This window comes from Hominifimenecus sp. rT4P-3, assembly GCF_051055405.1.
In the GTDB taxonomy this organism is placed as follows: Bacteria; Bacillota; Clostridia; order Lachnospirales; family Lachnospiraceae; genus Pseudolachnospira.
The window spans coordinates 2,822,746-2,834,732 of sequence record NZ_CP167068.1 but is presented as its reverse complement, the minus strand read 5'-3'; the positions used below and the strand labels follow the sequence as shown (position 1 = coordinate 2,834,732).

The window sequence follows — 11,987 nt, the reverse complement described above, 5'->3', positions numbered from 1 at the left end:
CGAAAAAATGGGGGCGCATCCTCCCGAAAAAATGACGCGTGGAGAACGGAAGGTCAAAAACCACGAAAAATGGCGGTGCTTCTAAGAAGAAAAAAGTTGGCACAGGAATTGCTACATAATAATAGCAAAATCCATAATGAGACAGGAGGATAAAATCTATGGAAGCATTTGTAAAAACGGTCAGCGGGTTTCTTTGGGGAAATGCAATGATCGTCCTGTGCCTGTTTGTCGGTGTCTTTTTCGCAGTGCGGACGCGGTTTTTCTGGCTTCGCTATTTTAAGACATCCATTAAGCTGGTGGCGGAGAAAAACGCCAGCGCTGCAGGCGTAAGTCCGTTTCAGGCCTTTTCCATGGCTCTGGCCGGGCGGATTGGCACCGGAAATATCGTCGGTGTGGTGACGGCGATTGCCGTTGGAGGCCCCGGAGCTGTATTTTGGATGTGGATTCTGGCATTCTTTGGAGCGGGAACCTCTCTGGCAGAGTGTACGCTGGCCCAAATTTACAAGGAGAAAAAATTGGGTGAATATCGCGGAGGCCCTGCCTTTTACATGGAGAAGGCCCTGGGGCAGAAATGGATGGCTGTTTTGTTTGCCATTTTCTGCGCAGTTGGAAACCTGCTTTTGATTCCTGGCGTCCATGCAAACGCTATCACCACTTCCCTGGAAAATGCCTTCCAGATTCCGACCTGGGTGGGCGGACTGATCATCGTTGTTTTGATGGCTTTGATTATTTTTGGCAATGTAAAAAGAATCGCGGTAGTATCCCAGTATGTGGTTCCTTTTATGTCTGTGGCTTATATTGTCATGGTCTTAATCGTTTTGGGAGCGAATATCACACAGGTTCCCGCGACATTTGGCCTGATTTTCTCCAGTGCCTTTGGTGTGAATGCAATTTTTGGCGGTATCGTTGGTTCGGCTATCGTCTGGGGTGTAAAACGTGGCGTAAATTCCTGCAGCGCCGGTATGGGTACGGCGCCCCAGTCTGCGGCTGCGGCTGAGGTTTCCCATCCCATTAAACAGGGCATGGTCCAGGGCGTATCCGTATATGTGGACACGCTTCTGGTCTGCACGGCTACGGCGCTGATGGTTTTGGTGACCGGATGCTACAATGTGACCAGTGAAGCGACCGGCGAGGTCCTTTTTAACGGCATGGGCAGTGTAGCTGCGGGCGCATCTTGGGCACAGGCGGCTGCTGGTACGGTATTTGGCAATTTGGGAAGCGCTTTTGTGGCAATTGCTTTATTTTTCTTCTCGTTTACCTCTTTGATGGCCGCTTATTATATCGGTGAGACCAACGCCGTGTTTTTCATGAGCGATGAGAAGAAGGAAAAGGCAAAACCGCTGTTTTTGGCTTTAAAGGTGGTTTTCCTGGCAATGGTGATGTTCGGTTCTTTGAAATCTGGCGGACTGGTCTGGGCGATGAACGATATTGGCACGGGATTTATGTGCTGGACCAACCTGATTTGCCTGCTGCTGCTTTCTGGAATTGTGAAAAAAGCAATTGACGACTTTGAGCGTCAGAAAAAGTCGGGATTAAATCCGGTTTTTGATCCGGAGAAAGCGGGAATTCGGAACGCATCTCTTTGGAGTTCGGAGGAAATGAAAGAGCGGTATCGTAATTTGAATCATTGAGGGAAATAGGATAGAAATGAGAGATTTTGATCAAGTAGTAAATCGTTTGGGGTTTAATAGCAAGAAATGGGATGCCTGTGAGGAAATGTTCGGAAGCAAAGATGTGTCTCCCATGTGGATTGCGGATATGGATTTCCAGACAGCGGAGGAAATCGTAGAAGCAGTGAAAGCACGGGTGGATCATGGGATTTTTGGGTATACCGGTATGCCGGAGTCTTATACGGAAGCGGTTGCCGGATGGTTGATGCGTCAGCATGGCTGGAAAGTTCAAAAGGAATGGATTTGCCATTGTCCGGGGGTCGTCAGCGCTTTGAGCTTTTTGGTGGATGCCTTTACGGAGCCAGGGGATAAAATTATCGTGCAAAGTCCGGTATACTATCCTTTTGCACGGGCGGTAAGAACCGGAGGGCGTACGATGCTGGACAATCCGTTAAAATTCGTGGATGGACGGTATAAAATGGATTTGGATGGGTTGAAGGCACAGCTGGACGATACGGTAAAGATGATATTCCTTTGCAGCCCCCACAATCCGGTTGGACGCGTATGGACCAGGGAGGAACTGCAGGAACTGGCGGATCTCTGCCTTGCCCATGGGATTTTGATTGTGTCCGATGAGATTCATGCAGATTTGTTATTTGAAGGCGCGCATCATACCTGTTTTGGAACTTTGGGACCGGAGGTGGAGGATCGGTTGATTCTTTGCAACGCCGCCAGCAAAACCTTTAACTTGGCCGGATTGAAGACTTCCAATATCATTATTCCAAACCAGGAATTGAGAGCGCAATTTATGGCGATCTTAAATCGGTACAACGTAGGTTCCGGCAATGTTTTGGGATTGGTGGCGACGGAAGCTGCCTACCGGTACGGGGAGCCTTGGTTGAAGGAGTTAAGAAAATACCTTCAGGGAAATTTGGATTTTATGATGGCGTTTATGAAAGAGCGTTTGCCCCAAATCCCAGTGATTCCGCCGGAAGGAACCTATTTGGTTTGGATGGATTTTCATGCTCTTGGGATGGACGATCAGGAACTGGAACAGTTTTGCATTCAAAAAGCAAAGATCGCGTTTGATCCTGGTTATGAGTTTGGGGAGGGTGGATCCGGCTATATGCGCGCCAATATCGCATGCCCGCGCGTATCGCTGAAGGAAGCTTTGGAAAATCTGGCACGGGCGGTGGAAGAGTTATAATCTGGATTTTCCCGATTGTCCTATTACAGATATGCCTTGGATTACTTAAAATGTACTAAAATCCTACGTTTAACAAAATCCGTTCGTTAGGAACGGATTTTTGTTTTATTCTATTGGAAAATTACAATTTCCACTATCAGAAATGTGAGAAAAATGGTATAATAAAAAATCAAGGCCCGAAGGCTAAAAACAAGAGTAAGCAGCCATTTTTCATAGAAAAATGAGCAGATTCGGAGATCAGATGCAATATGTCCGCACGGTGGAGGGGATTTTTCTTTCTCGTCCCAACCGTTTCTTAGCGCAAGTAAATATCCAAGGTCAAGAGGAATGCTGCCATGTGAAAAATACGGGGCGTCTGGGGGAACTGCTTCTTCCCGGAGCACCGGTTATTTTGGAGGAGCATGAGCCGGGAAAGAGGAAGACAAGATATTCTCTGATCGCGGTTTGGAAATCCGGCCAGTGGATAAATATCGACTCCCAGGCGCCCAATGCTGCTGCTGCCGAGTGGCTGGCAGAAAGCCCTTTGGGATTTCCGATTACCCTTTTGAAGCGGGAACAGCGGTTTGAGGAGTCCCGTTTTGACTTTCATTTGGAGGGAGCTCACGGAGAAAAAGCATTTGTGGAAGTGAAGGGGGTTACCTTGGTGGAAGATGGCGTAGCCTATTTTCCGGATGCACCGACAGAACGCGGGGTAAAACATATTCAACATTTGATCAGGGCCAAGGAGGCCGGATATCAAGCGTATCTTTTGTTTGTGATTCAGAGAAAGGGAGTTTTGGCGTGGAAGCCCAATGAGAGAACCCATCCTGCTTTCGCAGAGGCGGTGCGAAAGGCAGCGCAGGCAGGCATAAAAATCTTGGCATACGACTGTCTTGTCCGGGAGAATGGGATGGCGATCGACGCGTTGGTTCCTTGCTATTTTTAAATAAAAGAGCGATAAGGAGGCATGGGAGTAAAATGAGTAAAAAGAAACTGGGATTTGGACTGATGCGGCTGCCGTTATTGGATGCGAATGATGTGACGAGCATCGACATGGAACAGAGCAAAAAGATGGTGGACGTTTTTATGGAGAACGGATTTAATTATTTTGACACGGCGTGGATGTACTGTGGATTTCGCAGTGAAAATGCCGCGAAAGAACTTTTGGTAGATCGTTATCCCAGAGACAGCTATCAGCTGACTACCAAACTCCATGCGGGTTTCTTGAAAACCAAAGAGGACAGAGACGCTATTTTCAATGAGCAGTTGGTAAAGACCGGCGTGGAATATTTCGATTACTATTTGCTTCACGACGTAGGACGGGATCGTTACCGAGTTTATACAGAATTGGATTGTTTCCCCTGGCTGATCGAGAAAAAGCAAAAAGGACTGGCCAAGCACATCGGCATTTCCTACCATGACAGCGCGGACTTCCTGGAACAGGTATTGACCGAGCATCCGGAGATAGAGGTTGTCCAGCTTCAGATCAACTATCTGGACTGGGAGAGCGAGGGAATCCAGGCAAGAAAGTGCTATGAGGTGGCGGTAAAACACGGCAAGCCGGTATTTGTCATGGAACCGGTAAAAGGCGGTACCTTGGCCAATGTGCCAGCGGAGACGGAAGCGATGTTCCGGGAGTATCATCCGGAGATGTCCGTGTCTTCCTGGGCCATTCGGTTTGCGGCTAGCTTGGAGCATGTTGAGATTGTCCTCAGCGGTATGAGCAATATGGAACAACTGTTGGATAATGTCGGATACATGTCAGATTTTATGCCATTAAATGAAGAAGAGCAGAAGATCGTACAAAAAGCTGCCGCGCAGATCAATCAGAGCGTGGTAATTCCTTGTACGGGCTGCTCCTACTGTACCGACGGATGTCCGCAGAAAATTGCGATTCCAAAGTATTTTTCTCTTTACAATGCAGATCGGCAGGAGGCGGAGACAAAGCCTTGGAAACCCCAGTATGAGTATTATGAGCGGTTGGCGGAGGTCTTTGGAAAGGCAAGCGATTGCATCGGCTGCGGCAATTGTGAAGAGGCATGCCCGCAGCATCTGCCGGTGATCGAGCATCTGAAGGAAATTGCTTCCTACTTCGGAAAGTAAGTGGTTTTAATAGGTACTTTTTGTGACTGTTAGGCAGTAGGTTTCGGGTAAGGCAAAATCCGATATTATATAGAAAAGCAGAGAAAACAGGGAGGTGTTTGGTTGTGGATATTCAAGTGGGAGACATCCTGCGTTTAAAAAAACAGCATCCTTGTGGAAGCGATGAGTGGGAAGTGCTGCGGACCGGCATGGATATCCGGCTCAAGTGCTGCGGCTGTAACCGCCAGGTTATGCTGGCGCGCCCGCTGGTGGAAAAGAGCATTCGGGAGATCCGAAAAAAGAAAGAATAAGAAAATTGTAAGGCAAAAATAGGGAAATCGTAAGAGGGAAAGCATTGATTTTTTGTTGTCTCGGTTGTATAATGTCCTAAGCCTTGACCTGAGGAGGGACCCAGCATATGACCTGAGGAGGGACCCACCGAAGGTGGGAGGAGCCCTTGGGTCGGACAAAGCCAGGGTATAAAGAAAGCCTGGATGGAGGAGTCCTGAGGCCGACATGCAGAAATGTATCACATCGTATTATCCAGGGAGGAAATCATGGCGACAAGAAGGGAACATCCGGATATCGACAGCCGGCCGATGCGGCGTCGGGATGGCGATTCCTCTTACCAATATTCCGGAAGTGGCAGGCAGAGAGCCAGCCAAAGCAGCAGTTATGCCGGAGGTCAGAGAAGCAGCCGGACAGCCGGACAAAATAGTTATAGCAACAGTGGAAGAACCCGCTCTGCCGGAAACGGACGGTATGCGGGCGAGCGTCAGGATGAAGAGGCGCGCCGTCGGGCTGCTGCGAGAAAGCGGGAACGCCAGCGCAGAAAAAAGAGAAAGCGGAATATGCTGATCGTTTTGCTTTTGTTGATTTTGATCGCAGTTGGCGCAAGTTTGTATTTCCTGTTCCGTTCTCCGGAGGAAGAACCGCCGGTGAATTTTAATCCGGGGGCCAGTGTGGCCGCTACCCAAGGAACGGTAGCTTCCGGCGATACGGAACCGCCAGTGATTTCCGGCGTTCAGGATCAGACGGTATTCGTTGGGGATTCTATTTCCTATAAAAAGGGAGTGACGGTGACCGATAATCTGGATTCCAATGTCCAATTGGATGTGGATACCAGCCAGATAGATCTGAATACGGCGGGAACGTATACCGTAACTTATAGTGCTACCGACGCAGCCGGAAATAAGGCGACCGCCACCGCGACGATTACGGTGGAAGAAAAGCCGGCAGGCTATGAAAACAAAGCTGAGATGGAATCCATGGCCAAGAATATTCTGGATCAAATTATCACATCGGATATGACTGAAATGGAGAAGGCGCAGAAGATTTATAATTGGTGTCATGGAAATATCGGTTATGTGAATTCTTCAGACAAATCCAGCTGGATCAACGGCGCGATCCAGGCGTTTGAGACGCATTCGGGAGACTGCTTTAATTATTTTGCAGCGGCGAAGGCGCTTCTCACCCAGGCGGGAATTGAAAATATGGATGTGGTGAAGAGCGATACGAGCCATTCATCTCATTATTGGAGTCTTGTCAATTGCGGCGATGGGTGGTATCATTTTGATACGACGCCGCGAAAGGGCGACGGAGATTACTTTTTCATGGTAACCGACGATCAACTGGAAGGATATTCGAAAGAGCACGATAACAGTCATATATTTGACCACTCTCTGTACCCTGCGACCTCCACAAAAGTGATCACGGATTTACATGCAAGAGACTGAGGGGATGTATTTTGAAAGGAAAACGAAGAAGAAAGAAATCGTGGAAGCGAAAGCTGATTCTTCTGACCGGCCTGGTCCTGGTAGCAGGGCTGGGCTGTTTCCTGTGGTTTTATACGCCGGATTGGGTTATGGCGAAAGTAGCGATAGAGGCCGGTGCGCCGATGGCGGATGTATCCGATTTCTTGAAAAAAGACGGTGTGAAAGCGAACTATGTAACAGACGTCGGGGAGATTGATACATCGGTGCCTGGTCTATATCCGGTGGAAATTCGGGCGGGCCATTATTCTTATGAAACACTCTTAGAAATCGTGGACCGGACGCCGCCGGAGGGTACGGTGAGAGACCTCACAATCTGGCGGGGAGACGCCTGTACGGCGGATGATTTTATTGAAACGGCTTCGGATGTTACCGGCGTTACCGCATCTTTTGGAACAGAACCGGATTGGAACCGGGAGGGAAGCCAGGAAGTAGAGATCTTTTTGACCGACGGCGCGGGAAATGTGACAAAGCTCCCTGCCGTACTCACGATTTTCTTTGATACGGAGCCGCCAGTGATCGCCGGCGTCGCAGATCAGACGATCACCGAGGGTGATTCCATTTCCTATAAAAGCGGCGTGACGGTGACGGACAACCGGGACGAGAATCTGGAAATTACCGTGGATGCTTCGGATGTCAATTTGGAGCAGGCTGGTACATATACCGTCGTTTATACAGCAGAGGACAGCGCTGGAAATAGGGCCGCTGTTTCAGCTACCATCACAGTGAAGGCCAGAGACAAAGGCGAGGCCAATCGAGAAGAAATGGAAGAATTAGCGAGAGAAGCTTTGGCAAACTGTATTTCCGACCGGATGAGCGATCGGGATAAGCTGTATGAAATGTTCTGGTATGTAAAGCGTCATATGAATTATACGGGAGACTCGGATAAAACCACGCAGATCAATGAAGCCATTCGTGGATTTGAGGAGAAGCAAGGAGACTGCTTTACGTATTTTTCGGTGCTGAAAGCCATGATGGAGCAGGCAGGTTTTGAAACCGTTGATGTGACGCGGCTGGGTGGGGAAACCAGGCATTTTTGGAGTTTGGTGAAAGTCGGGGACGAGTGGTATCATATTGATTCCTGCCCCCGCAGCGTGGATCACAATAAATATTGGTACTGTTTCCTTCGAACCGATGCAGAACTGGCCAAGTTTTCGGAGCAGTATGACGGCTATTATAATTTTGATTCAACCGGGTTGCCGAAGACCCCTTGACCGGACGGAAGGAAGAATACGTATGAAAACATTGGGAGTAATAGGCGGTTTGGGGCCCATGGCTACCGCGTACTATATGGAATTGGTCATCCAGATGACGGATGCTTCCTGCGATCAGGAACATCTGCCGATGATTATTTATAACCGGCCGGATACGCCGGACCGGACCAGATATATTTTAGGCCTTAGCAATGAAGACCCTCAGCAGATGATGGTGGAGACTGGCCGCGCTCTGGTGCGCCAGGGAGCCGACCGTTTGGTAATTCCCTGTATCACGGCTCATTATTTTCATTCTTATTTAGAGTCGCAGATTGGAAAACCGGTATTGAATCTGATCGAAGAGACGGCCGCTCATCTGAAAAAGTTTGGGTGGAGCACGATTGGGATCATGGCCACGGACGGTACGATCCGCAGCGGCCTTTTCCAAAAAGAGCTGGAACGGTTGGGCATGAAAGCGGTGATTCCTTCGGAGGAATCTCAGAAGAAAGTCATGCACCTGATTTACGAAAACGTAAAAGCGGGAAAGCCGGTGGAACTTTCGCTTTTTCAGGAAGCGGAAGCGGAGCTTCGGGCAGCCGGAGCTCAGGTCATTGTATTGGGATGTACGGAATTGTCGATGATTAAGAAAGACTTCCCCATTGGTCCTGGATTTTTGGATGCAATGGAAGTTTTAGCCATGCGTGCCATCGAAGAATGCGATGCGCCGTTAAAGGAAGAATATCATTGCCTGGTAACCAGGTAAAACCGAATGGTAAGGGAGAAAATCGATGCAGCAGACAAACATATTAGAATATTTGGAACGAACCGTTCCGCGTGTGCCGGATAAGGTGGCGTATGCCAATGAGAGCATGGGCCTCACCTTTTCTGAGGTGTATCACCGTGCGCGGGCCATCGGAAGCTTTCTTGGCCGTCATGGCCTTTATCGGGAGCCGGTGGTCGTATTTATGCAGAAGCATCCAAATATGGTGGTCAGTTTTTATGGCGTGGTCTATAGTGGGTGCAGTTATGTCCCCATCGACGAGGAGATGCCAAAACATCGAATTGAGCTGATTTTCCAAAATCTGAAGCCAAGAGCGATCATCTGCGACGATGTCACCAAGGAGATGGTAAAGGAATTCCAGTATCCAGGCGACGTTTATCTTTATGAGGAGATGATTGCGGAACCGGTGGATGAGGACAAGCTTGCGGAAATCCGCCGGAAAGCCTTGGACATCGATCCGATCTATATTGTGTTTACCTCCGGTTCCACCGGTGTTCCCAAAGGTGTTGCCGCCTGCCATCGCTCGGTGATTGATTATATCGATAATTTAGGGGACGTGTTAGGCTTTAACGAAGATTCCGTATTTGGAAATCAGACGCCGCTTTATTTTGACGCTTGTCTAAAGGAACTCTATTCGACCATGAAGTTTGGAGGGACCACGTATCTGATTCCCAAGAATTTGTTTATGTTCCCAGTCAAGCTGGTAGAGTTTTTAAATGAATATAAGATCAATACGATCTGCTGGGTGGTTTCCGCCCTGACGATGATCTCTGCATTTAAGACTTTTGACAAGGTAAAACCGCAGTATCTCCATACGATTGCTTTTGGCAGCGAGGTATTTCCGATTAAACAATTCCACATCTGGCGCGAGACGCTGCCGGACGCCAAGTTTGTCAATCTGTACGGACCGACGGAAGGAACCGGTATGTGCTGCTATTACAAAGTAGAGCGGGAATTTTCTCTGGACGAGACCATTCCCATCGGCGGCCCTTTCCGGAATACGGAAATTTTACTTTTGACAGAGCAGGATCAGCTGGCAAAGCCGGGCGAACCCGGTGAAATCTGCATTCGCGGAACCGGTGTGACTCTGGGTTATTATCATAATCCGGAGAAAACCAGGGAATCCTTTGTTCAGAACCCGCTGAATGATGCCTATCCGGAAATCATCTATCGCACCGGCGATCTGGGAAAATACAACGAGCGCGGCGAGCTTTGCTTCCTTTCCCGGAAAGATTACCAGATCAAACATATGGGGCATCGGATCGAGCTTGGGGAAATCGAAGTCGTCGTGAATATGAAAGACGGAATAAAAAGCGCTTGCTGCATATTTGATGATGACAAAAAGAAGATTGTGTTGTATTATGTGGGTGAGGTATCTCCTGCCGACATGGTTCGATACCTGAAAGAGAAGCTGCCGCGGTATATGATTCCCAATGCGATCGAGGTTCTTCCTTCTATGCCTTTGACGCCGAACGGGAAGATCAACCGCGTTTTGCTGAAGCAAAATTATATGAATAAGAAGGAGAAGTAGGTATGGAAGCTTTATTGAACATCTTGAAGGAACTGCACCCGGAAGTGGATTTTGAGACTTGCGATACGCTGATCGATGACAAGATCCTCGATTCTTTTGATATTATCTCCATCATCACCTCGGTAAACACCGAATACGATGTGGCGATTCCGGCGGAGGAAATTGTCCCTGAAAACTTTAATTCTGCGGAAGCTCTCTATGATTTGGTGGAGCGTTTGCAGGATGAAGACTGATTGAGGTACGTATGCTTTTTACATCCTATACGTTCATTGCCTTTCTTACGGCAATGTTCATCCTTTACTATGTGATACCTAAGAGATTTCAGTGGATGCTGCTGCTCGCTGGCAGTTATCTCTTTTATGCGTGGGCTGGCATCCACTTCTTAGCGTATATTTTGGTTACCACGGTGACGACTTGGTATGCGGCGAAGCGGATAACAAAGCTTCAAAGCGATCAGTCCGCCTGGCTGAAAGCCCACAAGGCGGAACTGTCCAGGGAAGAGAAGAAAGCTTATAAAGCGGCTGGAAAAAAGAAAACGAGACATTGGATGCTGGCTTGCCTGCTCTTAAATTTGGGCATCCTGGCGGTCTTAAAATATACGGATTTCTTTATCTCCAATGTAAATGGAATTTTTGGTACGGATATTGCGTTTATGCGGTTTGCCCTGCCGATGGGAATCTCCTTTTATACCTTCCAAAGCATGGGCTATCTGATCGATGTCTATCGGGGCAAATATGCGGCTCAGGACAGCCTGGGGCGTTTTGCTTTGTTTGTTTCCTTTTTCCCTCAGGTCGTCCAAGGGCCGATCAGCCGTTATGATGATCTGGCGAAAACTTTGTATGAAGAGCATCCTTACGACCATCGGAATATCAGCTTTGGAATTCAGCGGATCTGTTGGGGCTTTTTCAAAAAAATGGTGGTGGCGGACCGGCTTTTGGTGGCCGTGAATGAATTGATACAAAATCCGGAAGAATATACCGGGGCTTATGTATTGATGGCGATGGTGCTCTATGCCGTGGAACTCTATGCCGACTTCACCGGAGGAATTGATATTACCATCGGAATTGCTCAAGTATTTGGCGTTCATCTGGTAGAAAACTTTGAACGTCCGTTTTTCTCAAAGAATACGGCGGAATACTGGCGTCGGTGGCATATTACCATGGGAACCTGGTTCCGGGATTATATTTTTTATCCGATTTCTGTCTGTCAGCCCATGCTGAAACTTTCCAAGGTTTCTCGGGAAAAGCTGGGACAAGCTCTGGGAAAACGAATTCCGGTGTATCTGTCCACGTCGATCGTCTGGTTTGTTACCGGTCTGTGGCATGGAGCAAGCTGGAACTTTATCGTTTGGGGCATGCTGAACTGCCTGGTTTTGATTGTATCTCAGGAATTTGAACCTTTCTACGCATGGTTTCATGGGAAGTTCCCGAAGGTTGGGCGGATGTTTTGGTACCGGCTGTTCCAGGTCGGGCGAACCTTCCTTTTGATGAGCGCCATCCGTATTTTGGATTGTTACCGGAATGTGCCGTTAACCTTCCACCAGGTGGGGACGATTTTTACGGAGGGCAACTGGAACGTGTTTGTGAACGGAAGCCTTCTGGAACTGGGACTTGCGGCTGCCGACTGGGGCGTGATCGCCATTGGCGTTTTGATTATGCTGACCGTTAGCCTGATCGGACGCAGCGGAAGCGTGCGGGAGAAGCTGGCGGCGAAACCGTTGGTGCTTCGCTATGGCGTCTATGCCGCACTGATTCTGGGCGTACTGATTTTTGGAGCTTATGGCATCGGATATGACGCCAGTCAGTTTATCTACAATCAATTCTAGGAGGAGT

Annotated in this window: 11 protein-coding genes; all 11 read left to right on the top strand. The window is 48.5% G+C overall.

The annotated features are described in order from the left end of the window. The first annotated feature begins 158 nt into the window (after positions 1 to 158). The 11 genes from ACCC71_RS13035 (at position 159) to ACCC71_RS12985 (ending at position 11,980) form a co-directional block, all read left to right on the top strand. Complete coding sequence (locus tag ACCC71_RS13035) at positions 159 to 1,631, top strand: alanine/glycine:cation symporter family protein (protein ID WP_434310061.1); 1,473 nt, start codon at positions 159 to 161, stop codon at positions 1,629 to 1,631. Positions 1,632 to 1,647: 16 nt separating this feature from the next. Continuing rightward, positions 1,648 to 2,817, top strand: a complete 1,170-nt coding sequence (locus ACCC71_RS13030) for a MalY/PatB family protein (protein WP_434310060.1) — start codon at positions 1,648 to 1,650, stop codon at positions 2,815 to 2,817. A 241-nt stretch (positions 2,818 to 3,058) separates the two neighbouring features. After that, positions 3,059 to 3,742: a DNA/RNA nuclease SfsA gene (gene sfsA / locus ACCC71_RS13025; protein WP_434311861.1), complete on the top strand. Its 684-nt coding sequence runs from the start codon at positions 3,059 to 3,061 to the stop codon at positions 3,740 to 3,742. A 32-nt stretch (positions 3,743 to 3,774) separates the two neighbouring features. Beyond that, complete coding sequence (locus ACCC71_RS13020; protein ID WP_434310059.1) at positions 3,775 to 4,899, top strand: aldo/keto reductase; 1,125 nt, start codon at positions 3,775 to 3,777, stop codon at positions 4,897 to 4,899. Between the two features lie 104 nt (positions 4,900 to 5,003). Continuing rightward, positions 5,004 to 5,189: a DUF951 domain-containing protein gene (locus tag ACCC71_RS13015; RefSeq protein ID WP_434310058.1), complete on the top strand. Its 186-nt coding sequence runs from the start codon at positions 5,004 to 5,006 to the stop codon at positions 5,187 to 5,189. 246 nt (positions 5,190 to 5,435) lie between these two features. Next, positions 5,436 to 6,614 carry an immunoglobulin-like domain-containing protein gene (locus ACCC71_RS13010; protein ID WP_434310057.1) on the top strand — a complete coding sequence of 393 codons (1,179 nt, stop codon included), beginning with the start codon at positions 5,436 to 5,438 and terminating at the stop codon, positions 6,612 to 6,614. A gap of 11 nt (positions 6,615 to 6,625) precedes the next feature. After that, positions 6,626 to 7,864 (top strand): immunoglobulin-like domain-containing protein, encoded by a 1,239-nt coding sequence (locus ACCC71_RS13005; protein WP_434310056.1) that lies wholly within the window; start codon positions 6,626 to 6,628, stop codon positions 7,862 to 7,864. 22 nt (positions 7,865 to 7,886) lie between these two features. Continuing rightward, complete coding sequence (locus ACCC71_RS13000; RefSeq protein WP_434310055.1) at positions 7,887 to 8,606, top strand: aspartate/glutamate racemase family protein; 720 nt, start codon at positions 7,887 to 7,889, stop codon at positions 8,604 to 8,606. A gap of 25 nt (positions 8,607 to 8,631) precedes the next feature. Continuing rightward, positions 8,632 to 10,155, top strand: coding sequence for an amino acid adenylation domain-containing protein (locus ACCC71_RS12995; RefSeq protein ID WP_434310054.1), 1,524 nt, complete (start codon positions 8,632 to 8,634; stop codon positions 10,153 to 10,155). 2 nt (positions 10,156 to 10,157) lie between these two features. Further along, entirely contained in the window at positions 10,158 to 10,388 is a 231-nt protein-coding gene (locus ACCC71_RS12990; RefSeq protein WP_434310053.1) for an acyl carrier protein, read from the top strand. Between the two features lie 11 nt (positions 10,389 to 10,399). Then, positions 10,400 to 11,980, top strand: coding sequence for an MBOAT family O-acyltransferase (locus tag ACCC71_RS12985; protein ID WP_434310052.1), 1,581 nt, complete (start codon positions 10,400 to 10,402; stop codon positions 11,978 to 11,980). Positions 11,981 to 11,987 lie beyond the last annotated feature (7 nt).